This is a genomic window from Diaphorobacter sp. C33 (genome assembly GCF_030503915.1).
Taxonomy (GTDB): domain Bacteria; phylum Pseudomonadota; class Gammaproteobacteria; order Burkholderiales; family Burkholderiaceae_C; genus Diaphorobacter; species Diaphorobacter nitroreducens.
Window position 1 is genome coordinate 2,400,477 of sequence record NZ_CP129980.1, and the last position, 25,678, is coordinate 2,426,154.

Genomic DNA, 25,678 nt, shown 5'->3' on the forward strand with positions numbered 1-25,678 from the left:
CCGGCCGGGCATGACAGGCCGGCGGCTTTGCGTGGGTCAGTCGGCGCGGTGGATGGGCACGTAGAGCTCGCCGCCCGTGCGGTTGAACTCCTCGGCCTTGGACTGCAGGCCCTGTTGGGCGAATTCGCGCACTTCCTGCGTGATCTTCATCGAGCAGAACTTCGGCCCGCACATGGAGCAGAAGTGCGCCACCTTGGCGCTGTCCTTGGGCAGGGTCTCGTCGTGGTATTCCTTGGCCGTATCGGGGTCCAGGCCCAGGTTGAACTGGTCCTGCCAGCGGAAGTCGAACCGCGCCTGGCTCAGCGCGTCGTCGCGCGCACGGGCACCCGGATGCCCCTTGGCGACGTCGGCCGCGTGGGCCGCGATCTTGTAGGCAATGATGCCCTGCTTGACATCGTCGCGGTCGGGCAGGCCCAGGTGCTCCTTGGGCGTCACGTAGCACAGCATGGCCGTGCCCATCCAGCCGATCATGGCGGCACCGATGGCGCTGGCGATGTGGTCGTAGCCGGGAGCGATGTCGATGGTCAGCGGGCCCAGGGTGTAGAACGGCGCCTCGTGGCAGGTCTTGAGCTGCTCCGTCATGTTGGCCTGGATCATGTGCATGGGCACGTGGCCGGGGCCTTCGATCATGGTCTGCACGTCGTGCCTCCAGGCAATCTGCGTCAGCTCGCCCAGCGTGTGCAGCTCGGCAAACTGTGCTTCGTCGTTGGCGTCCGAGGCGCAGCCGGGGCGCAGGCCATCACCCAGGCTGAACGACACGTCGTACGCCTTCATGATGTCGCAGATGTCCTCGAAGTGTGTGTAGAGGAAGCTCTCCTTGTGGTGCGCCATGCACCACTTGGCCATGATGGAGCCGCCACGGGACACGATGCCCGTGCGGCGCGCGGCGGTGAGCTGGATGTAGGCCAGGCGCACCCCCGCGTGGATGGTGAAATAGTCCACGCCCTGCTCGGCCTGCTCGACCAGCGTGTCGCGGAAGATCTCCCAGGTCAGGTCCTCGGCAATGCCGCCGACCTTTTCCAGCGCCTGGTAGATAGGCACCGTGCCGATGGGCACGGGCGAGTTGCGCACGATCCAGTCGCGCGTGGTGTGGATGTTCTTGCCGGTGGACAAGTCCATCACGTTGTCGGCGCCCCAGCGGATGGCCCAGACGAGCTTCTCCACCTCTTCCTCGATGCTCGACGTGACGGCGGAGTTGCCGATGTTGGCGTTGATCTTCACCTTGAAGTTGCGCCCGATGGCCATGGGCTCCACTTCGGGGTGGTTGATGTTGGCGGGAATGATGGCGCGGCCACGGGCGACCTCGTCGCGCACGAACTCGGGCGTGATGATTTTCGGGATGCTTGCACCCAGCGGGTTGCCGGCCAGGCGCTGCTCGCGCGCGGCGTCCTGCATGTATTGCTGCATCCACTCGCGGCGACCGTTCTCGCGCAAGGCCACGTATTCCATCTCGGGAGTGACGATGCCCTTCTTCGCGTAGTGCATCTGCGTGACGTTGGCGCCGCTCCTGGCGCGCAGCGGCTGGCGCTGCAGCGCCGCAGCCTCGGCGCGCAGCTGGGCCAGGCGGTCGCCATCCTCGGCCTTCTGGCCGTCGTCCAGCGCCTTGCGTACGCGACCCTCATAGCCCTCGGTGTCACCGCGCGCGGCAATCCATTCGCCCCGCACGCTCGCAAGGCCCTTGCGCACGTCGATCTGCACGGCAGGATCGGTATAGGGGCCGGACGTGTCGTACACGCTCACCACTTCGCCGTTGGTGAGCTGAATGTCGCGCACCGGCACGCGCAGCCCGGGCTGGCTGCCGGCGAGGTAGGACTTGGTGGAAGCGGGAAAGGGTTCGCGCGTGAGCGCAAGCAGGCTGGCGAACTTGTCGGGGGCATTCATGGCGGGCAGCTCCTTCATCGGCGGGATGGATGGAATTGCTCCGCTATCGATCGGATGGACGGACGGAGCACGACCCTTCTTGCGGGTGTACCCGTTTCCCCCTATCCGACTGCAGCTCTTCTTACGCTGGTATGAACCAGATCAAGTTCGCGGTTCCGGCGGTCAGGTCCGCCATCTCAGCACGCCGTTACGTGCACCCCGGAGCGGGGCCGAGTATAGGCGACTTGACCGCCAGCAAGGTGCCTTACAGCAGACGCTCGAGGATCAGCACCAGGAAGAACATGGACGCCGCGATCACGGTCCATTTGACGATGACCAGTCCAAAACGCTTGTAGCGCTGCTGTCCCGTAGCGGCAAAAAAGGCAAACGACACGCCAGCAGCCAGCAGCAGCAGAAGGACAGCCCATCGGAAGATCAACATGCACGCGTCCCCCGTCCGTTACCAGGCACGCACCGGCTGTGTGAAACCTGCGGGCGCCTGGCGCTCATTCTCGAAGGTCACGATCTCCCACGCATCCTCGTGGGCCAGCAGTTCGCGCAACAGCAGGTTGTTCATGGCGTGGCCCGAGCGGAAGGCGCTATAGGCCGCCAGCAGCGGCTTGCCCACCAGGTACAGGTCACCCATGGCATCGAGGATCTTGTGGCGGGCGAACTCGGCGTCGTAGCGCAGGCCATCGGCGTTGAGCACCTTGTAGTCGTCCATGACGATGGCGTTGTCCAGCCCGCCACCCAGCGCCAGGCCGCTGGAGCGCAGCATCTCCACGTCCTTCGTGAAGCCGAAGGTGCGGGCGCGCGCAATGTCGCGCGCGTAGTTGCCTTCGCCCAGATCGAACTCCACGCTCTGCCCGGTGGAATCCACGGCGGGGTGGGCGAAGTCGATGTCGAAGCGCAGCTTGAAGCCATGGTAGGGCTCCAGCCGCGCCCACTTGAGCTGCTGGCCCGTGCCTTCACGCACTTCCACGGGGCGCTTGACCCGTATGAAGCGCTTGGGCGCGTTCTGCAACTCCACCCCCGCGCTTTGCAGCAGGAACACGAAGGAAGCGGACGATCCGTCGAGGATCGGCACCTCCTCCGCCGTGATGTCGATGTAGAGGTTGTCCAGCCCCAGCCCTGCGCAGGCCGACATGAGGTGCTCCACGGTATGCACCTTCGCACCACCAGCGCCAATGGTCGAGGCCATGCGCGTATCCACGACGGCCGTGGCGGTAATGGGAATGTCCACCGGCTCCGGCAGATCCACGCGGCGGAACACGATCCCCGTGTCCGGCTGTGCCGGGCGCAACGTCAACTCGACCCGCTGGCCGCTGTGCAGGCCTACGCCCACGGCGCGGGTCAGGGTCTTGATGGTGCGTTGCTGAAGCATCCGCCGATTTTAGGCGGCCAGACACGGGCCGGCAGTACCCCTTTTCTATGACGTTGATAGCAGCGAAACGTTCTGCCGCCTGCGCTGCGCGTCGATCTGCAGAAGCGCTGACATACGGACAACGAGCGCGTCGCCGAACAAAATTGGAACAAATGCGATAATTATGTTAATAAATGTTTACAAAACTCGCCATCTTGGCGAATTTCGGAGAAAGCCCCCATGACCAAGCTCAGCCTCAAGATGAAGATTCTTGCCATGCTGGGAACGGCGCTGCTCGCGCTGATCGTGATGTCGACCCTGTCGTTGCTGCAGGAGCGCAAGCTCATCATCGACGCCCGCAAGGAAACCCTGACCACCGCCGTGCAGACGGCGCACAGCATCGTCGCCGCTTACAAGGAAGCGGCCGACAAGGGCGCGATGAGCGTAGAGGACGCGCAGAAGGCCGCCAAGGAAGCCCTGCGCCTGTCGCGCTACGGCGGCGCGGAAGGCAAGACCGAGTATTTCTACATCTGGACCATGGACAGCCGCGGCGTGATGCACCCCATCAAGCCCGAGTGGGAAGGCCAGGACATGGCCGGCAAGCTCAAGGACGGCGATGGCAACGACCTGCTCAAACAGATCACGGACGCACTGCAGCGCAGCAAGGATGGCAAGGCGTATGTCTCTGCCAGGTTCATGCGCCCTGGCGAGCAGACGCTCGCACCCAAGCTGCAATACGCCGTGCGCATCGATGGATGGAACTGGATGGTGGGGTCCGGCCTGTACACCGACGATATCGATGCCGCAGTGCGCCAGGCGCTGCTGACCGACCTGCTGGTGGTCGCGATCGTCACCCTTGCCGTGGGAGTGGTCGGGTTTGCGGTGTTCCGCTCGGTGGTGCGCCAGATCGGCGGCGAACCCGCCCACGCCATGAGCGTCATGTCGGAAGTCGCGCAGGGCCATCTGGACACCGCCATCCCTCCCGCGCCCGCAGGATCGCTGATGGATGGGCTGTCGCAGATGGTGGCCTCGCTGCGCCGCCTCGTGGTTGAGGTGCGCAGCGCCTCAGACAGCATTGCCACCGCGGCCAGCGAGATCGCGCAGGGCAACAACGACCTGGCCCATCGCACCGAGGACACGGCCAGCAACCTGCAGGCCACGGCCAGCAGCATGGAAGAGCTCTCCAGCACGGTGCGCCAGACCTCCGACGCCACCCAGACCGCCAACCAACTGGCCGCATCGGCCGCGCAGGTGGCGGCACGCGGCGGGGACGTGGTATCCCAGGTGGTGAGCACCATGGAAGGCATCAACGCCAGCAGCGGCAAGATCAGCGACATCATCGGCGTGATCGACGGTATCGCCTTCCAGACCAACATCCTGGCGCTCAACGCTGCCGTGGAGGCCGCGCGCGCCGGCGAACAAGGCCGGGGCTTTGCCGTGGTGGCCGGAGAAGTCCGCACACTCGCGCAGCGCAGTGCGCAAGCCGCCAAGGAAATCAAGGCGTTGATCAACGATTCGGTGGAAAAGGTCCGCTCCGGCACGACACTGGTGGACAGCGCCGGCAGCACCATGACCGAGATCGTCAGCAGCGTTCAGCGGGTGACGGACATCATTGGCGAAGTGCGCGCCGCCACCTCCGAGCAAAGCCAGGGCATTGCCCAGGTCAGCACCGCCATGCACCAGCTTGACCAGATGACGCAGCAGAACTCCGCGCTGGTGGAGGAATCCACCGCCGCGGCGGCCAGCCTGCGCGAGCAGGCCATGAAGCTGACGGACGTGGTGGCGCTGTTCCGCGTGCAGGCAGGCGAGGTACAGCGGCCCCGCCCCGCCACGGCGCCCACGCGTGCTGCCCCCCCCGCGGCGCGCCCGGCCGCAAGCGCACCTCGCACTCTGTCCACTCCCGCGGCACCCGCGCTACAGGCCAAGCCCGCCAAGGCGCCCGGCGCCGGCCCGGACGACGGCGACTGGGAGTCGTTCTGACGCCGATCCGTGCGGCGCCCGCAGGCGCCAGCGCGCGCCGTGTAGCGCACGTCATGCGGATGCGCGACCGCACATGAAAAAGCCGCTGGCACGCCAGCGGCTTTCTCATTCAGGCACCTTGGTCGTGGCGCCGGTGGAGCTTCAGTCCGCCTGCTTGCGCAGGAAGGCCGGAATCTCCAGTTCGTCCATGCCGCCCGAAGACAGCGCATCCACGCGCGCCGTGGCCACGGAACGGTTGGTGCGCCAGACGCTCGGCACGGCCATGCTGCCGTAGTCGGCCTGGGCCGCACCGCCCACCATGCCGGCGGAAACTCCGACCGCTGCGCCGGCCATCGGCATCTGGTACGCCACGTTGTCCGTGCCGGTGCGCAGGCTGCCCTGCACCACCTGCATGGGCTGGCGGCGCGCGTTCTGGCGCGACAGGCCCGTGGCCACCACGGTCACGCGGATCTCGTCACCCAGCGTGTCGTCGTATGCCGCACCGAAGATCACATGCGCGTCCGGCGAGGCGTAGGCGTTGATGGTGTTCATTGCCAGCCGCGATTCGGCCAGCTTGAGGCTGCCCTTGCTTGCCGTGACCAGCACCAGCACGCCCTTGGCACCCGACAGGTCGATACCTTCGAGCAGCGGGCAGGCGATCGCCTGCTCGGCCGCGATGCGCGCGCGATCCGGGCCGCTGGCCGTGGCCGTGCCCATCATCGCCTTGCCGGGTTCGCCCATCACGGTGCGCACGTCCTCGAAGTCCACGTTCACCTGGCCGTACTCGTTGATGATCTCGGCGATACCGCCGACCGCGTTCTTGAGCACATCGTTGGCGTGCGCGAAGGCTTCTTCCTGGGTGATGTCATCGCCCAGCACCTCCAGCAGCTTCTCGTTGAGCACGACGATCAGCGAGTCGACGTTGGCTTCGAGCTCAGCCAGCCCATCGTCGGCGTTCTTCATGCGGCGCCCGCCCTCCCAGTCGAAGGGCTTGGTGACCACGCCCACCGTGAGGATGCCCATCTCCTTGGCCACGCGCGCGATCACGGGCGCAGCGCCCGTGCCCGTGCCGCCGCCCATGCCGGCGGTAATGAACAGCATGTGCGAGCCCTGGATGGCCTGGCGGATGTCCTCCTGCGCAGCCTCGGCGGCCTCGCGGCCCTTGTCAGGCTTGCTGCCTGCGCCCAAGCCGCTTGCGCCCAGTTGGATGGTGCGATGCGCCGTGCTGCGGGTGAGCGCCTGCGCGTCGGTGTTGGCCGTGACGAACTCCACGCCCTGCACGTTGCGCGAGATCATGTGCTCGACGGCGTTGCCGCCGCCCCCGCCGACACCGATCACCTTGATCTGCGTGCCCTGGTTGAACTCTTCGGACTCGATCATTTCGATGGTCATGATGGTGCTCCTGAAACTTGGGTTGTGATTTGCAATTGCCGTAGGTTGGTGTTTGTTAGGGGACGGTCATTGCCGTCGGGCGGAGGCGCGGTACTTCGCCATCGCCCGCGGCGCCGCGGCGGCGGACTGGCGCGTGCCATCCAGAGCGGGGGGAAGGTCATGTCAGAAGTTCCCCACGATGAAGTCCTTGAACCGGCCAAATGCGGTCTTCACCGACCCGCTCTTGGCTGCCACCTTGAAGCCGCGCAGGCGCGCCAGGCGCGCCTCTTCCAGCAGGCCCATGACAGTAGCGGCGCGCGGCTGGGCAATCATGTCGGCCAGCGCGCTGGAGTACTTCGGGATGCCGCGGCGCACGGGCTTGAGGAAGATGTCCTCGCCCAGCTCCACCATGCCCGGCATGACGGAGCTGCCGCCCGTGATCACGATGCCCGAGGACAGCACCTCCTCATAGCCGGACTCGCGGATCACCTGCTGCACCAGCGAGAAGATCTCCTCCACGCGCGGTTCGATCACACCCGCCAGCGCCTGCTTGGACAGCATGCGCGGGCTGCGATCGCCCAGGCCCGGCACCTCGACCTGCGCCTCAGGGTCGGCGAGCAACTGCTTGGCGTAGCCGCTCTCCACCTTGATGTCCTCGGCGTCCTTGGTGGGTGTGCGCAGCGCCATCGCGATATCGCTGGTGATCAGGTCGCCCGCGATCGGGATCACCGCCGTGTGGCGGATCGCCCCCCCGGTGAAGATGGCCACATCGGTGGTGCCCGCGCCAATGTCCACCACGGCCACGCCCAGTTCGCGCTCGTCATCGGTAAGGACGGCCTGGCTGCTCGCCAGCGGGTTCAGCATCAGCTGCTCCACTTCTAGGCCGCAGCGGCGCACGCACTTAATGATGTTCTCGGCCGCGCTCTGCGCGCCGGTCACGATGTGGATCTTGGCCTCCAGGCGGATGCCGCTCATGCCGATGGGCTCTTTGACATCCTGCCCGTCGATCACGAATTCCTGCGGCTCCACCAGCAGCAGCCGCTGGTCGCTGGAGATGTTGATGGCCTTGGCCGTCTCCACCACGCGCGCCACGTCCGCCGGCGTGACCTCCTTGTCCTTCACGGCCACCATGCCGCTGGAGTTGAGGCCGCGGATATGGCTGCCCGTGATGCCGGTATAGACGCGCTGGATCTTGCAGTCGGCCATCAACTCGGCCTCCTTCAGCGCCTGCTGGATGCTCTGCACCGTGGCGTCGATGTTCACCACCACACCGCGCTTCAAGCCATTGCTGGGAGCTACGCCCAGGCCGGCCAGCTTCAGCTCGCCCCCGGGCAGCACTTCAGCGACGACTGCCATGACCTTGGCGGTGCCGATGTCCAGCCCCACGACCACGTCTTTGTATTCTCTTGCCATAGTTCTCTGTCCTGCCCTCAGTTGTTCTGCCCCGCCCTGCGCGCACGCGACGCCGCGCGCAGCGCAGCCGCCTTCTGTGCGTCCGTACTCACGGTGGTGACGCCGCGCAGGCGCAGCGCATAGCCGCTTTCATGCCGCAAGTCGGCGTACTCCAGCGCATCCACACGACGCCCCTGCCGCTGCGCCACGTCCGGCAGCGTGTGCACCAAACGCGACACGCGCTGCATCAGCAATTGCGTCGAGCCACTCCCCAGCTCCAGCACCGCACCGCTGTCCAGCGTGACCCGCCAGCCTCCATTCCCCGTGAGCTGCAACGAGTCGATGCCGGAACCCAGCGGCGCCAACGCAGGCGCCAGCTGGCGGTACATCTGCAGCAACTCCGCGGAGCGCTCGGGCGTGCCCATCAGGCGCGGCAGGTTGTCTTGCTCCAGGTCGCCCGCGTCGGCTTCAAAGACCTCGCCCCGGCTATTGACCAGGGTGTCGCTGCCTTCGGCGCCCCAGTAGGCGACCACGTCGTGCTCCTGCAGCTGCACGCGCAGGCCACTGGGGAACTCGCGGCGCACATAGGCCTGCCGCACCCAGGGCACCTGCTCGAAGGCGCGGCGCGCGGCCTGCAAGTCGATGGTGAAGAAGTTACCCACGAGTTGCGGCGCAACGTTGGCACGCAGGCTCAACGCGCTGGTGTGCACGAGGTCGCCCTCCACCACGATGCGCCCGATCGAGAACGCGGGATGGCGCAGCAGCCAGCCCCCGCCCACCGCCAGCACGGCCAGGGCGCAGCCCAGGAACAGGACCGTGGCGGTCATGTTCATGAGGCGAACGTCCAGCGGTGCGGGCAGCGTGTTGTTCATACCGACTCCCGTCCTCCTGCCGCACCGGCCCGGCCCTGCAGCGCGTCCAGCGACGCGCTCGCCAGGATGCGCAGGCACAGGTCGGGGTAGCTGATGCCGCTGGCATTGGCCGACATCGGCACCAGCGAGTGGCCGGTCATGCCGGGCGAGGTGTTGATTTCCAGCAGGAATGGCTTGCGGTCGCTCGCGCGGATCATGATGTCGGCGCGCGCCCAGCCGCGGCAACCCAGCGTACGGTAAGCCTGCACGACGATGCGCTGGATCTCGCGCTCCTCGGCCTCGGGCAGGCCGCTCGGGCAGTGGTACTGCGTGACGTCGGTGAAGTACTTGTTCTGGTAGTCGTAGTTGCCCTGGGGCGCCTCGATGCGGATCACCGGCAGCGCGCGCGCCTCGGCGCCTTGGCCCAGTATGGGGCAGGTGGTCTCGTCACCATCGATGAACTGCTCGCACAGCACCTCGGGGTCATGCTGCGCGGCCAGCCGATACGCCTGTTCGCACTGCCCCAGCGAAGTGACCTTGGTCAGGCCGATGGTGGAGCCCTCGCGCGAGGGCTTGACGATCATCGGCGCGCCCAGCTCCTGGAAGGCCTGGGCCGTCTCCGCACTGCTGGACACCAGGCGCCAGTCTGGCGTGGGCAGGCCGTCCGCGCGCCAGATGCGCTTGGTCATGATCTTGTCCATGGCGATGCTGGACGCCATCACGCCGGGACCGGTGTACGGAATGCCCAGCAGCTCCAGCGCGCCCTGCACCGTACCGTCCTCGCCATGGCGGCCGTGCAGCGCGATGAAGCAGCGGCTGTAGCCGTGGGCCTTGAGCTCCGACAGATCACTGTGCGCGGGGTCGAACGCATGCGCGTCCACGCCACGCGAGCGCAGCGCCTGCAGCACGCCGCCGCCCGACATCAGCGACACCTCACGCTCGGCCGACGTGCCCCCCATGAGCACGGCCACTTTGCCCAGCGCCTTTACATCAATCTTGGGGTCATTTTGGCTCATTGCGCCCGTCCTTCCTGCGCTAGCAGCTCATTTTTTTGCAGCAAATCAACCACCTTGGCGGGTACGCCACCGATCGAGCCCGCCCCCATGCACAGCACCACATCACCATCCCGGGCGCCCGCGGCAATGCGCTGCGGCATGTCGGCCACGTTGTCGATGAACACCGGCTCCACCGTGCCGGCCACGCGCAGTGCGCGCGCCAGCGACCGGCCGTCGGCCGCCACGATGGGCGCCTCGCCCGCGGCATAGACCTCGGTCAGCAGCACCGCGTCGGCTGTGCCCAGCACCTTGACGAAGTCCTCGAAGCAGTCGCGCGTGCGGCTGTAGCGGTGCGGCTGGAAGGCCAGCACCAGGCGCCGCCCCGGATACGCCCCGCGCGCGGCCGCAAGCGTGGCCGCCATCTCCACAGGGTGGTGCCCGTAGTCCTCGATGAGCGTGAAGTGCCCCCCGCCCTGCGCGGGCAGGTCGCCGTGGCGCTGGAAGCGCCGACCCACCCCGGTGAAACCGGCGAGTGCGCGCAGCAGGGCCTCGTCGGGCACGTTCAGCTCGGCCGCCACGGCGATCACCGCCAGGGCGTTGAGCACGTTGTGCTCGCCGGCCAGGTTGAGCACGACCTGCAGGTCCGGCAGCGTCACGCCGTTGCGCCGCTGCACGGTGAAATGCATCTGCGTGCCCACGGCACGCACATCCACGGCGCGCACCTCGGCATCTTCGGACAGGCCGTAGCTCGTCACCGGGCAGGTCACCAGCGGCAGGATGTCGCGCACCGCCGGGTTGTCGATGCACAGGATGGCCGTGCCGTAAAACGGCATGCGGTGCAGGAAGTCCACGAAGGCCTGCTTGAGCCGGCCGAAGTCGTGGCCGTAGGTCTCCATGTGATCGGCATCGATGTTGGTGACCACGGCCATCACAGGCAGCAGGTTGAGGAACGAGCCATCCGACTCGTCGGCCTCGACCACGATGTACTCGCCCTGGCCCAGCTTGGCATTGGTGCCCGCGCTGTTCAGCCGCCCGCCGATCACGAAGGTCGGGTCCAGCCCCGCCTCCCCCAGCACGCTGGCCACCAGGCTGGTGGTGGTGGTCTTGCCGTGTGCGCCGGCAATGGCGATGCCCTTGCGCAGGCGCATCAGCTCGGTCAGCATCAACGCGCGCGGCACCACGGGTATCTTGCGCTCACGCGCGGCCAGCACCTCGGGGTTGTCGGCCTGCACAGCGGTGGAGGTCACCACGGCGTCCGCACCAGCGATGTGCGCCGCCGCGTGGCCCACATGGGTGGCCACGCCCAGTGACTGCAGGCGGCGCAGCGTGGGGCTGTCGGCCAGGTCGGAGCCGGAAACCACATAGCCCAGGTTGTGCAGCACCTCGGCAATGCCGCACATGCCGGAGCCGCCGATGCCGACGAAGTGGATGTGGCGAATGGCCTGCTTCATCGTGCCAGCCTTTCACATGCCGCGACGATGTCGCGGGTTGCGTTGATCTTTCGCATCGTGCGTGCCTTTTGCGCCTTGGCCAGCAGGTCCTGGCGCTTCATGTTCTGCAGCATCTCGGCCAGGCCGTGGGCGGTCAGGTCGGCCTGCTGCACCAGCCAGCCCCCGCCCACCTTCACCAGGTACTGCGCGTTGGTGGTCTGGTGGTCGTCCACCGCGTGCGGGAATGGCACGAAGACCGCCGCAGCCCCCACGGCCGCAATCTCCGTCACCGTGCTGGCGCCCGCGCGGCACAGCACCAGGTCCGCTTCGGCGAACGCGGCCGCGGTGTCCTCGATGAACGGCGTGAGCGTGGCCTCGACGCCCGCCGCCGCGTAGCTGCGGCGCAGCGCCTCGATCTGGGACTCTCCGCTCTGGTGGGTGACGATGGGTCGGTCCTGCTCATGGATCCATGCCAGCGCCTGGGGCACGATGTCGTTGAGCGCCTTGGCGCCCAGGCTGCCGCCCACCACCAGCAGGCGCAGCGGACCTTCGCGCCCGGCAAGGCGCCGCTCGGGACGGGGCTGGCGCGTGAAGGCGCGCCGCATGGGGTTGCCTACCCACTGCGCATCGGGCAGCACATTGGGAAAGGCCGTGTAGACCCGCGTGGCCAGCCGCGACAGCAGCTTGTTGGCCATGCCGGGCACGGAGTTCTGCTCGTGCAGCAGCAGCGGCTTGCGCGCCAGGCGCGCGGCAATGCCGCCAGGGAAGGTGACGTACCCGCCCAGACCGATCACCACGTCCGGCTGCAACCGGCGCACGACCGCGCGCGCCTGCAGGCATGCGCGTGCCAGCCGCAGCGGCAAGGCCAGCAGTGTCTTCAGGCCCTTGCCGCGCACGCCGGAGAAGTCGATGGCCTCGAACGCGAAACCGCGCGGCGGCACCAGGCGCTCTTCCATGCTGCCGGGCGTACCCAGCCAATGCACCTGCCAGCCACGTTCGCGCAGCGCCTCGGCCAGTGCCAGCCCAGGAAAGATATGTCCGCCCGTTCCACCGGCCATGACCAGCGCCGTGCGTTGGCGCGCGGGAAGGGAGTGCGCAGAGCGCTCCAGGACCTGCGTCGCGGGAAAATTGGACTGAACGCCCTCGCGCCGTCCGGCCCGCGCGCGCGCGGATCGCCCACGGCGGGGGTGCTGGCTGTGGCCGAAACGTGACGTCATGTCGGCGCTCCTGGTGCGCGGCGCGCGCGCAGGGGCATGGCAAGCCGGCAGTACCGACGCACTGCCACAAGCCCGAGGTGGTGAATAAGGTTCCTCATGCACGGCCTCCGCGCATGAGCAGCTTGTTTTCGTAATCCACACGCAGGACCACCGCGATGGCGACCAGGTTCATCAGGATGGCCGATCCGCCAAAGCTCATCAGCGGCAGCGTCAGCCCCTTGGTGGGCAGCGCCCCCAGGTTCACTCCCATGTTGATGAAGGCCTGAAAGCCCATCCATATCGCCACGCCCTGGGCCACGAGGCCCGAAAACACGCGGTCCAGCGCGATGGCCTGGCGGCCGATGTGCATGATGCGCCGCGTCATCCACAGGAAGGCGACGATCAGCGTGAGCACACCCACCAGGCCAAATTCTTCGCCGATCACCGCCAGCAGGAAGTCGGTATGCGCCTCGGGCAGCCAGTGCAGCTTCTCGACGCTGCCACCCAGCCCCACACCGAAGATCTCGCCGCGGCCGATGGCGATCAGCGCATGCGAGAGCTGGTAGCCCTTGCCCAGGGCATGTTGCTCGCTGAACGGATCGAGGTAGGCAAACACGCGCTCGCGCCGCCAGGGTGAGCTGGCGATCATGATGGCGAAGGCCGCCACCAGGACACCCGCTATCAGGAAGAACATGCGCGCGTTCACGCCCCCCAGGAACAGGATGCCCATGGCGATCACCGCGATCACCATGAAGGCGCCCATGTCGGGCTCTGCCAGCAGCAGCGCACCCACCACCGCCACGGCGGCGGCCATGGGCAGCACGGCGCGAAAGAACCGCTCTTTGACCTCCATCTTGCGCACCATGTAGTCCGATGCGTAGATCAGCACCGCGAACTTCGCCAGCTCGGACGGCTGGAAGTTCATGAACCCCAGGCTGAGCCAGCGCCGCGCGCCGTTCACCATGGTGCCCACGTGCGGGATCAGCACCGCGATCAGCAGCACGATGGAGGCCACGAACAACCACGGCGCCATGCGCTCCCAGGTGTCCATCGATACCTGGAACGCGATCAGTGCCGCGACGAACCCCACGCCGATGGCAATCGCGTGGCGCAGCAGAAAGTGCGTGGGCGCGATGTTGCCAAAGCGCGGGTTGTCCGGCATGGCGATCGAGGCTGAATACACCATCACCACGCTGAAAGCCAGCAGCAGGACCACCACCCACAGCAGCGCCTGGTCAAAGCCCAGCACGCGCGCGGGCGTGGCGGCCGTGCGACGGTATTCGGTGCCGCCCACACGCACGGGCAGGACGTCGGCGTTTGCGGCCGGCGCGGCACCCGCCCAGGCCCGCATGCGCTGCCACAACGAGGGACGGGAAGCGGCGGTCGCGGCGGTCATGCCGTCCCTCCTTCCAGCGTCTGGCCGGCGTCTTCGGCCAGCGCCTGCACGGCGTCGCAGAAAACGCGAGCGCGGTGCGCGTAGTTGTCGAACATGTCCAGGCTGGCGCAGGCGGGCGACAGCAGCACGGCGTCGCCCGCATGGGCGCGCTGTGTGGCCAACTGCACGGCCTCGGGCAGCGTGGCGGCGTCCTGCAGCGGCACGCCGCAGCCCTGCAGCGCGGCGCGGATCTGCGGCGCGTCGCGCCCGATCAACACCACCGCGCGCGCATAGCGCGCCACGGGCGCGGCCAGCGGCGAGAAGTCCTGACCCTTGCCGTCGCCACCCAGGATCACCACCAGGCGCCGGTCGGCGCCCAGCCCGGTCAGCGCAGCCACCGTGGCGCCCACGTTGGTGCCCTTGCTGTCGTCGAAGTACTCCACCTCGCGCACGATGCCCACGGGCTCCACGCGGTGCGGCTCACCGCGGTATTCGCGCAGGCCGTAGAGCATGGGCGCGAGCGGGCAGCCCGCAGCCTGGGCCAGCGCCAGCGCAGCCAGGGCATTGATGGCGTTGTGCCGCCCGCGGATGCGCAGCGCGTCGGCGGGCATCAGGCGCTGGATGTGCAGCTCGGCGTCCTGCGCCTTGCCGCGCTTGGCCGTTTCGTCCGCTTCGTGTGCACGCACCAGCCAGGCCATGCCGCTGACCACCTCGATGCCGAAGTCCCCCGGGCGCTGCGGCATGTCGCCACCGAAGGTCACGTGTGCGCGCAACTGGGGTTTTTGCAGCTTCACGCGCACTGGCGGCGGCAGCAGGGCCATGACTTCCGCGTCCTCGCGGTTGAGCACCATGAGGCCGGTTTCGCCGAAGATGCGACCCTTGGCCTGTGCGTAGGCCTGCAGGCTGCCGTGCCAGTCCAGGTGGTCCTGCGTGATGTTGAGCACGGCCGCGGCCGTGGGCTCGAAGCCCTGCACGCCATCGAGCTGAAAGCTCGACAGCTCCAGCACCCACACCTCGGGCAGCGTGCCCGCGTCGATGTGCTGCGCCAGCGTATCCAGCAGCGTGGGGCCGATGTTGCCGGCCACCGCCACGCGCTTGTCCGCGCACTCCACCAGCAGCCCCGTGAGCGAGGTCACGGTGGTCTTGCCATTGGTGCCAGTGATGGCCAGCACCGCGGGCGCGTAGCCCTGACCGACGCGCAGCTCGCGCAGCGCCTGCGCATACAAACCCAATTCGCCTTCCACGCTTATCTGGCGGGCGCGAGCAGCTATAACAACAGGAGCAATCTCATTCGGACTCAGACCTGGCGAGCGGTATACCGCGTGCAGCGCGCGCCCCTGCACCAGGGTCTCATCGAAGGCGCCGGCGATGAACTCCACCTGCGGCAGTTCTGCGCGCAGCACCGCCAGCTGCGGCGGACTGCTGCGCGTGTCGGCCACGGTGACCTGCGCACCACAGCGCACACACCAGCGCACCATGGCCAGGCCCGAGGCGCCCAGACCCAGCACCAGCACCTGCTTGCCGGCAAGCGCGGGCGGCGCCTGCGGGGCCTCCTCGGACGCGACGGCAGGCTCCTCAACGGCGTGGTCCGCAGCCGGAGAAACGGGGGTGTCTTCAGCAGACGTGCCAGCGCCACCGTCCGCCGGAGCCGCGTCGGCAAAGATGCGCGCCACGAACTCCGCCGCGGCAGCCGCAGCCGACACCGCGGGTGCGGTGTAGTCATAGCGCGCCGCTGCATCTTGCGCGGGCGCTGGCAAGGGCGATAGATCCTGCGGCGGACTGTCGTGCGCCGCATCCTGCGGCAACGCGTCGTCCCGCTCCCCGGGCGTGGGCGTGGACGGGGGCGCCGGGGGCACAGTCGTCGCTGCGGCGCCGAGTGCGTCGGGGTGCAGGGGATCGTGGTGGCCAGTGTTCATCGCAGCTTCAGCGTGGTCAAACCCACGAGGCACAACAGCATGGTGATGATCCAAAAGCGCACGACGACCTGCGTCTCCTTCCAGCCGCTCTTCTCAAAGTGGTGGTGCAGCGGCGCCATCTTGAGGAGGCGCCGGCCCTCGCCATACTTGCGCTTGGTGTACTTGAACCAGGTCACCTGCAGCATCACCGACAGCGCTTCCACCACGAAGATGCCGCCCATGATGGCCAGCACGATCTCCTGGCGCACGATGACCGCGATCGTGCCCAGCGCAGCGCCCAAAGCCAGCGCGCCGACGTCGCCCATGAAAACCTGGGCGGGGTGGGTGTTGAACCACAGGAAGGCGAGGCCCGCGCCCGCCATGGCGGCGCAGAAGATCAACAGCTCGCCCGAGCCGGCGATATAGGGGAACAGCAGGTATTTCGCATAGCCCGCGTTACCGGTCACGTAGGCGAAGATGCCCAGCGAGGCGCCCACCATGATCACGGGCATGATGGCCAGGCCGTCCAGGCCGTCGGTCAGGTTCACGGCGTTGCTGGAGCCCACGATCACCAGGTAGGTCAGGATCACGAAGCCCAGCACCCCCAGCGGGTAGCTCACTTCCTTGAAGAACGGCACCAGCAGGCCTGCCTTGGGCGGCAGGTCCATCAAAAAGCCGGACTGCACCCAGGTGATGAACAGCTCGAACACCCGCGTGTTGGAGTTCTCGGAAATGCTGAATACGAGGTACAGCGCGGCCAGCAGCCCGATCACCGATTGCCAGAAATACTTCTCGCGCGAACGCATGCCCTCGGGGTCCTTGTTGACCACCTTACGCCAGTCGTCCACCCAGCCGATGGCGCCAAACCCCAGCGTCACGGCCAGCACGATCCACACGAAACGGTTGGACAGGTCGAACCACAGCAGCGTGGAGATGGCAATGGAACCCAGAATCAACACGCCGCCCATGGTGGGCGTGCCGCTCTTGGACAGGTGCGTCTGCATGGCGTAGCCGCGGATCGGCTGGCCGATCTTGAGCGAGGTCAGCATGCGGATGACCTTCGGCCCCGCGATCAGGCCGATGAGCAGCGCCGTCAGCGCCGCCATCACCGCCCGCAGCGTGAGGTACTGGAACACCCGCAGAAAGCTCAGCTCGGGCGACAGGCCTTGCAGCCATTGGGTCAGCATCAGCAGCATGCGGCTCCCCCTTGCGCGGCAGCGCCTGCGGCGCCGTCCTCATGCAGTGCCTGCAGCGCCTGCACGACCTGTTCCATCTTCATGAATCGCGATCCCTTCACCAGCACGCTGCCCACCGTGGGCAGGGCCTGCCCCACTGCGGCCTGCAGCGTGGCCATGTCCTTGAAATGCCGTGCGGCCGTCCCACAGGCCTGCACGGCGTGGGCGCTCAGGTCGCCCAGCGCAAACAGCTGCTCGATGCCGCGCGCACGGGCGTGCGCACCGGCCTCGGCGTGGAACTGCGGCCCCTGGTCGCCCACCTCGCCCATGTCTCCCAGCACCAGTAGGCGCGGGCCAGGCAGTGCGGCCAACACCTCGATGGCCGCGTGCACCGAGTCGGGGTTGGCGTTGTAGCTGTCGTCCACCACCGTGATGGAACGTCCCCCGCAACGCACGGCCAGGGCGCGCGAGCGCCCGTTGACCGGCACGAAAGCCGCCAACCCTTGCGCAATGCTCGCCAGAGGCACCCCCGCGGCCAGCGCGCAGGCCGTGGCGGCCAGGGCATTGGTGACGTTGTGGCGCCCTGCGATGGCCAGCCGCGTATCGAATGCGCCGTTGGGGGTGTCAATGCGCACCTGCCATGCGCCGTCGCCCCATTGCGCTGCGGCGCAGCGCACCTCGCCCGCGGCCTCGCCAAAGGTCAGGCAGTGCCGCGTGCCGGCCAGCTCGCGCCACAAGGGCGTGAAGGCATCTGCCGCCGGGAACACAGCCGTGCCATCGGCCGGCAGGGCAGACAGCACGCTGCCGTTCTCGCGCGCCACGGCCTCGACCGTGTGCATGAATTCCAGGTGCTCGCGCTGGGCGTTGTTGACCAGGGCCACGGTGGGCCGGGCAATGTCCGCCAGATTCGCGATCTCGCCGGGATGGTTCATGCCCAACTCGACCACCGCGGCCTCATGGCCCGGCCGCAGGCGCAGCAGCGTGAGGGGTACGCCCACGTCGTTATTGAAGTTGCCCTGCGTGGCCAGCGCGGCGTCGCCTTTCCAGGCCCGCAGCACCGCCGCGATCATTTGCGTGACCGTGGTCTTGCCGTTGCTGCCGGTCACGGCGATCAGCGGCAGATCCCGCTGCGCGCGCCAGCCAGCGGCCAGCGCACCCAGGGCGGCCAGGGTGTCGGGGACCTCGATGCCGGGCAGACCGGCGTCGGCCAGGCCCGCATGCGCAATGGCCGCCGCGGCGCCGGCCATTCGCGCCTGGGACAGAAACTGGTGCGCATCGAAACGCTCACCCTTGAGCGCCACGAACAGGTCACCTGCGGCCAGCGTGCGGGTATCGGTGTGCACGCGCGCGAGCGGCGTGGCACCTTCGCCGATCAGTCGCGCACCAGGAATGCAGGCGCGCAGCAGATCAAACGCCTGTTGCAGCGTCATCATGGGGGAGTTGTTCTGGTGGTGGCTCATGCCACGCCTCCTCGGCGCGCGAGCGCTGCACGCGCGTGCGCCATGTCGGAGAACGGCACACGCTGGCCCGCCGCCTCCTGATAGTCCTCATGGCCCTTGCCGGCAACCAGCACCACATCGTTGGCGCCGGCCTCGGCCAGCGCTTGCGCGATGGCCGCGGCGCGGTCGACCTCGGCACGCACGCTGGTGCCTGCAATCGTGCCCAGCAGGATCTGGTGGATGATGGATTGCGGCTCCTCACCCCGCGGGTTGTCGCTGGTGACGATGACCTCGTCGGCCTCGCGCTGTGCCACGGCTCCCATCAGCGGGCGCTTGCCGGCGTCGCGGTTGCCACCGCAGCCGAACACGCACCACAGCCGCCCTCCGCGCTGCGCCGCCACGGGCTTGAGCGCGGCCAACGCCTGGTGCAGCGCATCGGGCGTGTGGGCATAGTCCACAGCCACCAGCGGCTGGCCAGCGGCCGCCAACTGCTCCATGCGCCCGGGCACGGGCCGCAGGCGCGCACAGGCCTGGAGCGCCTGCGCCAGGGGCACCCCCAGCGCACGCATGCCTGCAATCACGCCCAGCAGGTTGGACACGTTGTACAGGCCGATGACCTGCGTTTGCAGCACCTCGGTATGCGCGCCTTCGGCCACCGTGAAGGCCAGGCCGGCACCCGTGTGCACGATGTGCTTGGCCTGCAGGCGGGCGGGGCCCTGCAGAGAGACGCTCCACAAATCCAGGTCGCTGCCCTGCAGCTCGGCGTGCAGAGCGGCGCCCTGCGGGTCGTCCACATTCACCACAGATGCGCGCAGCCCCGGCCAGTCGAACAGTGCGCGCTTGGCTTGCCAGTAGGCGGCCATGCCAGAGTGGTAGTCCAGGTGGTCCTGCGTGAAGTTGGTGAACAGCGCCACGTGAATGCGTGTGCCGTCCAGGCGGTGCTCGGCCAGGCCGATAGACGATGCCTCGATGGCGCAGGCACGGCGCCCCGCGTCCGCAAACTGCGCGAAGGCGCGCTGCAGGCGCACCGGGTCGGGGGTCGTCATGCCCGTGGTCTGCAACGCTGGCGGAACGCCCATACCCAAAGTGCCCACCAGCGCACATCCAGCAAGCGCTGGCAGCTCTTCTTTTGATAGCTGATTGAGCGCATCCGCCAGCCACCAGGCCGTGCTGGTCTTGCCGTTGGTGCCGGTCACGGCCAACACCTGCAGGCGCTGGGTGGGGTGGCCGAACCATTCGGAGGCAATCATGCCGGTCGCGGCCTTGAGGCCGCGCAGCGCCGCGATGTGGTCTCCCGCGAGGGCGAAGGGCTCCACGCCCTCGCACTCCACAAGGCAGGCGGCAGCGCCGCGCACCACGGCGTCGCCCACGTGGGCGCGCCCGTCCGTGGCCGCGCCGGGCCAGGCGATGAACCCATCGCCCGGCTGGATCAGGCGGCTGTCCGTCTGCAGCGTACCCGTGACGCGCTGGCGCAGCCAGTCCACGGCCTCCTGCAGGGTGGTGAGCGTGTGCAGTGCGTTCACAGCGATTCCTCCACACCGTTGGAGACGATGAGCGGCTTGACAGCCATGTCGGGCGCCACGCCCATCATGCGCAGGGTCTGCTGCACCACCTCACTGAACACCGGCGCCGCAACCGCACCGCCGTAGATCACGCCGTTGCTGGGTTCGTCGACCATCACGGCCACGATGATGCGCGGGTGGTCGATGGGCGCAAGCCCGGTGAACCAGGCGCGGTACTTGCCCGAGGCGTAGCTCTTGCCCACCTGTTTGCGCGCCGTGCCGGACTTGCCGCCCACGGAATAGCCCACCGTCTGCGCCTTCTGGCCCGTGCCGCCGGGCCCCGCGGCCATCTGCAGCATCTTGCGCACCTGGTTGGCGGTGCGTTCGGAAAACACGGGCACGCCCACGGGCGCTTCGTGGGTCTTCAGCATGGTGGCGGGAATCACCTTGCCGCCGTTGGAAAACACGGTATAGGAGCGCGCCATCTGGAACAGGCTGGCCGACAGCCCGTAGCCGTAGGACATGGTGGCCTGCTCGATGGGCCGCCAGCTTTTGTAGGGGCGCAGCCGCCCGCTCGCCACCCCCGGAAAGGCGATCTGCGGCTTTTGCCCGAAGCCGACGGCAGAGAAGGTTTCCCACATTTCCTGCGCCGGCAGCTGCATCGCGATCTTCGTGGTACCCACGTTGCTGGACTTCTGGATCACGCCCTCCACGGTCAACAGCCCGTAGTTGTGCGTGTCGCTGATCGTCGAGCCGGTGATGGTCAGGCGGCCTGGCGTGGTGTCCACGCTGGTTTCGGGCTTGAAGCGGCCGCTCTCCAGCGCCAGCCCCACCGTGATGGGCTTGATGGTGGAGCCGGGTTCGAACACGTCGGTGAGCGCGCGGTTGCGCAGTTGCTCGCCCGTCAGGTTCTGGCGCTTGTCGGGCACATAGCTGGGGTAGTTGGCCAAGGCCAGCACCTCGCCCGTGCGCGCATCCAGCACCACCACGCTGCCGGCCTTGGCCTTGTGCGCCTGCACGGTGTCGCGCAGCTTCTGGTAGGCGAAGAACTGCACCTTGCTGTCGATGGACAGCTGCATGTCCTTGCCATCCACGGGCGGCACTTCGGCGCCTACGCCCTCCACCACGCGGCCCAGGCGATCCTTGATGACACGGCGCGACCCCGGCTTGCCCGCCAGATCCTTGTCGAAGGCCAGCTCCATGCCTTCCTGACCATGGTCTTCCACGTTCGTGAAGCCCACCACGTGCGCGGCGGCTTCGCCCTCTGGATACTGGCGCTTGTATTCCTTGCGCAGGTAGATGCCCTTCAGCCCCAGGGCGGTGATCTGCTGGCCCACGTCCCAGTCGAGCTGGCGCTTGATCCAGACGAAGGTCTTGTCCTCGTCGGCCAGCTTGCCCTGCAGCGTGGACAGCGGCATATCCATGAGACGCGCCAGGTCCTTGAGCTTGGCGCGCACCTCGGGTTTGGCCATTTCCACATCTTCAGGGATGGCCCAGATGCTGGCCGCCGGAACGCTGGAAGCGAGGATCAGGCCATTGCGGTCGAGGATGCGGCCCCGGTTGGCCGGCAGCTCCAGCGTGCGCGCAAAGCGCACCTCGCCCTGGCGCTGAAAGAAGTCGTTGCCGATCACCTGCACGTAGGCGGCGCGCCCCGCCAGGCCCACGAAACCCAGCGCCACCAGGGCGACGATGAACTTGCTGCGCCAGACAGGTGTCTTGCTGGCCAGCAGAGGGCTGGAGGTGTAGTTGACGCTGCGGCTGCTCACGGCGCGCGCCCCTCGCCGGCTGGCACGGCGACGTTACCGCCGTCGGTCACGTATTCGGTAATGGCCGGCGTGGCGGTACGCATCTGCAGCCGGTCGCGCGCCAGGCGCTCCACGCGCAGCGGCGTGGCCTGCGCGCGCTTGTCCACCTGCAGGCGCTGGTGTTCGGTCTCCAAACGGCGCGACTCAGCCACCGCGCGATCGAGTTCGGTGAACAGCCTTCGCGACTGGTATTGCGTATGCACGAGGTATAGCGCGCTGGCCATCACCGCCAGCAGCAGCACAAGGCTGATGCGCGTCATCGCCCGCCTCCCGTGTGCCCTGCAACGCTCGAAGGACTGTGCCGCGAAGCGAGCGCGCCCCGCGCATGCGCGTGCAGCGGCGTGGCGACATGGCACATCCGCGCGTCGCTCATGCGGGCACCTCCGTGCGTTCTGCCACGCGCATCACGGCGCTGCGCGCACGCGCGTTGGCGGCCACCTCGTCCGTGCTTGGCTTGATGCGCTCCAGCGCCTTGAGCCGCATCGGCTGGGGCGGCGCGAACGGTGCACGGCGGTCGTAGACCTCCTTGGAGTGCTGTGCGATGAACTGCTTGACGATGCGGTCTTCCAGCGAGTGGAAGCTGATGACCACCAGCCGGCCACCGGGCCGCAGCACGCGCAGACTGCCTTCTAGCGCCTGCTGCAGCTCCTCAAGCTCGGCGTTGATGAAAATCCGAAGAGCCTGAAATGTGCGCGTTGCAGGGTTCTGGCCCGGCTCGCGGGTCTTGACCGCGCCAGCCACGATGTCGGCCAGTTCGGCGGTGCTTGCAATGGGGCCGCGTTCCGTGCGCCGAGCAACAATCGCCTTTGCAATGGGGCCAGCAAACCGTTCTTCACCGTAGTCACGTATCACCTCCGCAATCTGTGCCGTTTCGGCATCTGCCAGCCACTCGGCCACGCTCTGGCCACGCGTGGTGTCCATGCGCATGTCCAGCGGGCCATCGAAACGAAAACTGAACCCGCGCTGGGGGTCGTCGATCTGCGGGGAGCTCACGCCCAGGTCCAGCAGCACACCGGACACGCTGGCGGCGGGCAGTTCCCCGAGATGGCTGAACCCCTGGTGCCGAATGGAAAAGCGCGCATCCGTGATGCGCGCCGCTGCTTGAATGGCTTCGGTGTCCTTGTCGAACGCCACCAGCCGGCCTTGCGGCCCCAACCGCTGCAGGATGAGCCGCGAATGCCCTCCCCTGCCAAAGGTGCCGTCCACGAAGGTGCCCGCAGGCGCATCGCCATCGCCCAGCAAGGCGTGCACCGCCTCGTCGAGCAGGACCGTGGTGTGTTGCAGGGGCTGGTTCACACGCGGCCCCTAGAAAGAGAAATCCTTGAAGACATCGGGCATCTCGGCCTGCATGGCCGCGGCTTCCTTGGCCTCGTAGGTGGCCTTGTCCCACAGCTCGAAGTGGTTGCCCATGCCCAGCAGGATGGCGTCCTTGGACAGGCCGGCAGCCTCGCGCAATTCGGGGGAGACCAGCACCCGGCCGGTGCCGTCCATCTCCACGTCCATCGCGTTGCCGAGGAAGATGCGCTTCCACCATTGCGCGGACATGGGCAGCTGGGCAATGCGCTCGCGGAACTTCTCCCACTCGGGACGGGGGAAGACCATCAGGCAGCCATCGGGGTGCTTGGTGAGGGTGAGCTGGCCGCCCGCCTGCGCCGTGAGGGCGTCACGATGCCGGGTCGGCACGGACAGCCGCCCCTTTGCATCCAGACTCAGCGATGACGCCCCTTGAAACACCGATGGAACCCCTTGCCCGCTACTGCCGCTTTCCACCCCGAGAGAGGGTGCAAAGGGCACTTTTCACCACTTAATTGCACTTTTTTGCACTGTAGCAGGAAAAGAACACCAGGCAAGAGGCGCCGCAACAAAATTTTGCAATGAAATCAAGGACTTAGCGCCGATTTCCAAGGTGAAAATCGGGCAAATGTCCTTATTGATTAAGCACTTAGCTGTAGGTATGCAAGTGGTTTATGAAGGCTTGACGCCCCGCGCAACCAGGCATCACAGGATGTATCGGGACAAGTCTTCGTCCTGGCTCAGCGACTGCAGCCGCGCATTCACGTAGCCGGCATCCACCACCACGGTCTGCCCCGAGAGGCGCGTGGCGTCATAACTCACCTCGTCCAGCAGCCGCTCCATCACCGTGGACAGGCGGCGCGCGCCGATGTTTTCGGTGCGCTCATTCACCTCGAAGGCAATGTGGGCCAGGCGGGTGATGCCCTCGGGCGTGAAATCCAAGGTGACGCCTTCCGTCTCCAGCAGCGCCTGGTACTGCTTGACCAGCGACGCATGGGTCTGCGTGAGGATGGCCTCGAAGTCCTGCACCGACAGGGAGGTGAGTTCCACGCGTATCGGGAAGCGCCCCTGCAGCTCGGGGATCAGGTCGCTCGGCTTGGCCAGGTGGAACGCCCCCGAGGCGATGAACAGGATGTGGTCGGTCTTGACCATGCCGTACTTGGTGGACACCGTGGTGCCTTCCACCAGCGGCAGCAGGTCGCGCTGCACGCCCTGGCGCGAGACGTCGGCGCCGCCGGCCTCCTGGCGCGACGCGACCTTGTCGATCTCGTCGATGAAAACAATACCGTTCTGCTCGGCGTTGGCCAGCGCCCGCGTCTTGACCTCTTCCTCATTGACCAGCTTGGCGGCCTCTTCCTCGACCAGCAGCTTCATAGCCTCGGCGATTTTGAGCTTGCGCGCGCGACGCCGCTCCTGGCCCATCTGGCTGAACATGCCACGCAACTGCTCGGCCATCTCCTCCATGCCGGCCGGGCTCATGATTTCGAACTGCGGCCGCGCATCGGCCAGGTCGATCTCGATCTCCTTGTCGTCCAGCTGGCCCTCGCGCAGCTTCTTGCGGAACACCTGGCGCGCCGTGCTGTCGCCCGCGGGATCGCCGGTGCGCGCGGTATCGACGCTGGCGCCGCGCGCCGGAGGGATGAGCACATCCAGGATGCGGTCCTCGGCGGCGTCTTCGGCACGCACGCGCACCTTTTTCATGTCGGCTTCGCGCGTCTGTTTCACGGCCACTTCCACCAGATCGCGGACGATGGAATCCACGTCCTTGCCCACGTAGCCCACCTCGGTGAACTTGGTGGCCTCGACCTTGATGAACGGCGCGTCCGCCAGGCGCGCCAGGCGCCGCGCGATCTCGGTCTTGCCCACGCCCGTGGGGCCGATCATGAGGATGTTCTTGGGCGTGATCTCGTGCCGCAGGCTGGCGTCCACCTGCTGGCGGCGCCAGCGGTTGCGCAGCGCAATGGCCACGGCGCGCTTGGCGCCGTTCTGGCCGACGATGTGGCGGTCGAGTTCGGAGACGATTTCCTGGGGACTCATGGAGGACATGCTGCAGACTGCCTGTCTTTATGATTCAAATGAGCTGTTGGCGCTTGATAGACAAGCGCAAACAGCTACAAAAAAGATAGCTCACCACACGACGCCTACAACGTCTCGATGGTGTGGTGCATGTTGGTGTAGATGCACAGCTCGCCCGCGATCTCCAGCGACTTCTTGACGATCTCGGCCGCGGGCAGGTCCGTGTTGCTCAAGAGCGCCTTGGCGGCCGAGTGGGCGTAGGCGCCGCCCGAGCCGATGGCGATGATGCCCTGCTCGGGCTCAAGCACGTCGCCGTTGCCGGTGATGATGAGGGATGCGGAATGGTCCGCCACGGCCAGCATGGCCTCCAGGCGGCGCAGCACGCGGTCGGTACGCCAATCCTTGGTGAGTTCGATGGCCGCGCGCGTCAGTTGGCCCTGGTGCTTTTCCAGCTTGGCCTCGAAACGCTCAAACAGCGTGAACGCATCGGCCGTGGCGCCGGCAAAGCCCGCCAGGACCCGCCCCTGGTAGAGCTTGCGCACCTTGCGCGCCGTGCCCTTGACAACGATGTTGCCCAGGGTGACCTGTCCGTCGCCGCCAAGGGCGACCTGGATGCCGTCCGCCGTCTGGCGTCGGACGCTGAGGATGGTGGTGCCGTGGTACTGTTCCATAGCTCGTGCATATGGGGGCGCCACGCCGCCTTGCAAGCACGGCAGAGCACCTTCTCGGCAACGGCCCCGGAGTGGCAAATAGCCGGTGCG

21 protein-coding genes and 1 riboswitch are annotated in these 25,678 nt (G+C 67.3%); of the genes, 1 reads left to right on the forward strand and 20 read right to left on the reverse strand.

Annotated elements, in window-relative coordinates; genetic code table 11:
* Positions 1–36: 36 nt before the first annotated feature.
* From thiC to lpxC, 3 genes are all read right to left on the reverse strand, one after another.
* On the reverse strand, positions 37–1,881 hold the full coding sequence (gene thiC, locus QY917_RS11370) for a phosphomethylpyrimidine synthase ThiC (protein ID WP_123676267.1): 1,845 nt from the start codon (positions 1,879–1,881) through the stop codon (positions 37–39).
* 101 nt (positions 1,882–1,982) lie between these two features.
* Positions 1,983–2,092: riboswitch (TPP riboswitch) on the reverse strand.
* A gap of 33 nt (positions 2,093–2,125) precedes the next feature.
* The gene (locus tag QY917_RS11375; protein ID WP_011806756.1) at positions 2,126–2,302 is read right to left on the reverse strand and encodes a hypothetical protein; all 177 of its coding nucleotides are present in this window, start codon (positions 2,300–2,302) and stop codon (positions 2,126–2,128) included.
* Positions 2,303–2,320: 18 nt separating this feature from the next.
* Positions 2,321–3,244 (reverse strand): UDP-3-O-acyl-N-acetylglucosamine deacetylase, encoded by a 924-nt coding sequence (gene lpxC, locus QY917_RS11380; protein WP_088888345.1) that lies wholly within the window; start codon positions 3,242–3,244, stop codon positions 2,321–2,323.
* 219 nt (positions 3,245–3,463) lie between these two features.
* Here lpxC and QY917_RS11385 point away from each other — a divergent pair, with 219 nt between their 5' ends.
* Complete coding sequence (locus tag QY917_RS11385) at positions 3,464–5,203, forward strand: methyl-accepting chemotaxis protein (RefSeq protein WP_123676131.1); 1,740 nt, start codon at positions 3,464–3,466, stop codon at positions 5,201–5,203.
* Positions 5,204–5,344: 141 nt separating this feature from the next.
* On the opposite strand, the gene ftsZ is transcribed toward QY917_RS11385, so the two are convergent.
* The 17 genes from ftsZ to hslV all read right to left on the reverse strand — a co-directional run bounded on the left by ftsZ (position 5,345) and on the right by hslV (position 25,588).
* The gene (gene ftsZ, locus QY917_RS11390; protein WP_011806759.1) at positions 5,345–6,574 is read right to left on the reverse strand and encodes a cell division protein FtsZ; all 1,230 of its coding nucleotides are present in this window, start codon (positions 6,572–6,574) and stop codon (positions 5,345–5,347) included.
* 162 nt (positions 6,575–6,736) lie between these two features.
* Positions 6,737–7,966, reverse strand: coding sequence for a cell division protein FtsA (gene ftsA / locus QY917_RS11395; RefSeq protein ID WP_015914259.1), 1,230 nt, complete (start codon positions 7,964–7,966; stop codon positions 6,737–6,739).
* A gap of 17 nt (positions 7,967–7,983) precedes the next feature.
* Complete coding sequence (locus QY917_RS11400; protein ID WP_015914260.1) at positions 7,984–8,817, reverse strand: cell division protein FtsQ/DivIB; 834 nt, start codon at positions 8,815–8,817, stop codon at positions 7,984–7,986.
* Entirely contained in the window at positions 8,814–9,812 is a 999-nt protein-coding gene (locus QY917_RS11405) for a D-alanine--D-alanine ligase (RefSeq protein ID WP_123676130.1), read from the reverse strand. Before QY917_RS11405 ends, QY917_RS11400 begins: the two co-directional genes overlap by 4 nt.
* Complete coding sequence (murC, locus tag QY917_RS11410) at positions 9,809–11,242, reverse strand: UDP-N-acetylmuramate--L-alanine ligase (protein WP_123676129.1); 1,434 nt, start codon at positions 11,240–11,242, stop codon at positions 9,809–9,811. Before murC ends, QY917_RS11405 begins: the two co-directional genes overlap by 4 nt.
* A complete protein-coding gene (gene murG, locus QY917_RS11415) occupies positions 11,239–12,438 on the reverse strand; it encodes an undecaprenyldiphospho-muramoylpentapeptide beta-N-acetylglucosaminyltransferase (protein ID WP_123676128.1) in 1,200 nt (399 codons plus the stop codon). Before murG ends, murC begins: the two co-directional genes overlap by 4 nt.
* 94 nt (positions 12,439–12,532) lie before the next feature.
* Positions 12,533–13,813: a putative lipid II flippase FtsW gene (ftsW, locus tag QY917_RS11420; protein ID WP_011806765.1), complete on the reverse strand. Its 1,281-nt coding sequence runs from the start codon at positions 13,811–13,813 to the stop codon at positions 12,533–12,535.
* Complete coding sequence (gene murD, locus QY917_RS11425; protein ID WP_302076921.1) at positions 13,810–15,708, reverse strand: UDP-N-acetylmuramoyl-L-alanine--D-glutamate ligase; 1,899 nt, start codon at positions 15,706–15,708, stop codon at positions 13,810–13,812. Before murD ends, ftsW begins: the two co-directional genes overlap by 4 nt.
* Entirely contained in the window at positions 15,705–16,883 is a 1,179-nt protein-coding gene (mraY, locus tag QY917_RS11430) for a phospho-N-acetylmuramoyl-pentapeptide-transferase (RefSeq protein ID WP_011806767.1), read from the reverse strand. The genes murD and mraY overlap by 4 nt, the downstream gene beginning before the upstream one ends.
* Positions 16,874–18,322, reverse strand: coding sequence for a UDP-N-acetylmuramoyl-tripeptide--D-alanyl-D-alanine ligase (gene murF, locus QY917_RS11435; protein WP_123676127.1), 1,449 nt, complete (start codon positions 18,320–18,322; stop codon positions 16,874–16,876). Before murF ends, mraY begins: the two co-directional genes overlap by 10 nt.
* Positions 18,319–19,824, reverse strand: coding sequence for a UDP-N-acetylmuramoyl-L-alanyl-D-glutamate--2,6-diaminopimelate ligase (locus tag QY917_RS11440; RefSeq protein WP_123676126.1), 1,506 nt, complete (start codon positions 19,822–19,824; stop codon positions 18,319–18,321). Before QY917_RS11440 ends, murF begins: the two co-directional genes overlap by 4 nt.
* A complete protein-coding gene (locus QY917_RS11445; protein WP_088888338.1) occupies positions 19,821–21,569 on the reverse strand; it encodes a penicillin-binding protein 2 in 1,749 nt (582 codons plus the stop codon). Before QY917_RS11445 ends, QY917_RS11440 begins: the two co-directional genes overlap by 4 nt.
* A complete protein-coding gene (gene ftsL / locus QY917_RS11450; protein WP_123676125.1) occupies positions 21,566–21,868 on the reverse strand; it encodes a cell division protein FtsL in 303 nt (100 codons plus the stop codon). Before ftsL ends, QY917_RS11445 begins: the two co-directional genes overlap by 4 nt.
* A gap of 109 nt (positions 21,869–21,977) precedes the next feature.
* Positions 21,978–22,904 (reverse strand): 16S rRNA (cytosine(1402)-N(4))-methyltransferase RsmH, encoded by a 927-nt coding sequence (rsmH, locus tag QY917_RS11455; protein ID WP_123676124.1) that lies wholly within the window; start codon positions 22,902–22,904, stop codon positions 21,978–21,980.
* A 9-nt stretch (positions 22,905–22,913) separates the two neighbouring features.
* Positions 22,914–23,342 carry a division/cell wall cluster transcriptional repressor MraZ gene (gene mraZ, locus QY917_RS11460; RefSeq protein WP_011806773.1) on the reverse strand — a complete coding sequence of 143 codons (429 nt, stop codon included), beginning with the start codon at positions 23,340–23,342 and terminating at the stop codon, positions 22,914–22,916.
* A gap of 264 nt (positions 23,343–23,606) precedes the next feature.
* The gene (gene hslU / locus QY917_RS11465) at positions 23,607–24,947 is read right to left on the reverse strand and encodes an ATP-dependent protease ATPase subunit HslU (protein WP_123676123.1); all 1,341 of its coding nucleotides are present in this window, start codon (positions 24,945–24,947) and stop codon (positions 23,607–23,609) included.
* Between the two features lie 95 nt (positions 24,948–25,042).
* Entirely contained in the window at positions 25,043–25,588 is a 546-nt protein-coding gene (gene hslV / locus QY917_RS11470; RefSeq protein ID WP_041836099.1) for an ATP-dependent protease subunit HslV, read from the reverse strand.
* Positions 25,589–25,678: the final 90 nt, after the last annotated feature.

What these genes read in the sequence shown, in the direction of transcription:
- murF (WP_123676127.1), bottom strand. Translation starts at nt 18,322, where the DNA reads ATGAGCCACCACCAGAACAACTCCCCCATGATGACGCTGCAACAGGCG.
- murG (WP_123676128.1), bottom strand. Translation starts at nt 12,438, where the DNA reads ATGACGTCACGTTTCGGCCACAGCCAGCACCCCCGCCGTGGGCGATCC.
- QY917_RS11375 (WP_011806756.1), bottom strand. Translation starts at nt 2,302, where the DNA reads ATGTTGATCTTCCGATGGGCTGTCCTTCTGCTGCTGCTGGCTGCTGGC.
- ftsW (WP_011806765.1), bottom strand. Translation starts at nt 13,813, where the DNA reads ATGACCGCCGCGACCGCCGCTTCCCGTCCCTCGTTGTGGCAGCGCATG.
- QY917_RS11405 (WP_123676130.1), bottom strand. Translation starts at nt 9,812, where the DNA reads ATGAGCCAAAATGACCCCAAGATTGATGTAAAGGCGCTGGGCAAAGTG.
- hslV (WP_041836099.1), bottom strand. Translation starts at nt 25,588, where the DNA reads ATGGAACAGTACCACGGCACCACCATCCTCAGCGTCCGACGCCAGACG.
- murD (WP_302076921.1), bottom strand. Translation starts at nt 15,708, where the DNA reads ATGAACACTGGCCACCACGATCCCCTGCACCCCGACGCACTCGGCGCC.
- ftsL (WP_123676125.1), bottom strand. Translation starts at nt 21,868, where the DNA reads ATGACGCGCATCAGCCTTGTGCTGCTGCTGGCGGTGATGGCCAGCGCG.
- ftsZ (WP_011806759.1), bottom strand. Translation starts at nt 6,574, where the DNA reads ATGACCATCGAAATGATCGAGTCCGAAGAGTTCAACCAGGGCACGCAG.
- murC (WP_123676129.1), bottom strand. Translation starts at nt 11,242, where the DNA reads ATGAAGCAGGCCATTCGCCACATCCACTTCGTCGGCATCGGCGGCTCC.
- thiC (WP_123676267.1), bottom strand. Translation starts at nt 1,881, where the DNA reads ATGAATGCCCCCGACAAGTTCGCCAGCCTGCTTGCGCTCACGCGCGAA.
- mraY (WP_011806767.1), bottom strand. Translation starts at nt 16,883, where the DNA reads ATGCTGCTGATGCTGACCCAATGGCTGCAAGGCCTGTCGCCCGAGCTG.
- QY917_RS11400 (WP_015914260.1), bottom strand. Translation starts at nt 8,817, where the DNA reads ATGAACAACACGCTGCCCGCACCGCTGGACGTTCGCCTCATGAACATG.
- lpxC (WP_088888345.1), bottom strand. Translation starts at nt 3,244, where the DNA reads ATGCTTCAGCAACGCACCATCAAGACCCTGACCCGCGCCGTGGGCGTA.
- ftsA (WP_015914259.1), bottom strand. Translation starts at nt 7,966, where the DNA reads ATGGCAAGAGAATACAAAGACGTGGTCGTGGGGCTGGACATCGGCACC.
- QY917_RS11385 (WP_123676131.1), top strand. Translation starts at nt 3,464, where the DNA reads ATGACCAAGCTCAGCCTCAAGATGAAGATTCTTGCCATGCTGGGAACG.
- hslU (WP_123676123.1), bottom strand. Translation starts at nt 24,947, where the DNA reads ATGTCCTCCATGAGTCCCCAGGAAATCGTCTCCGAACTCGACCGCCAC.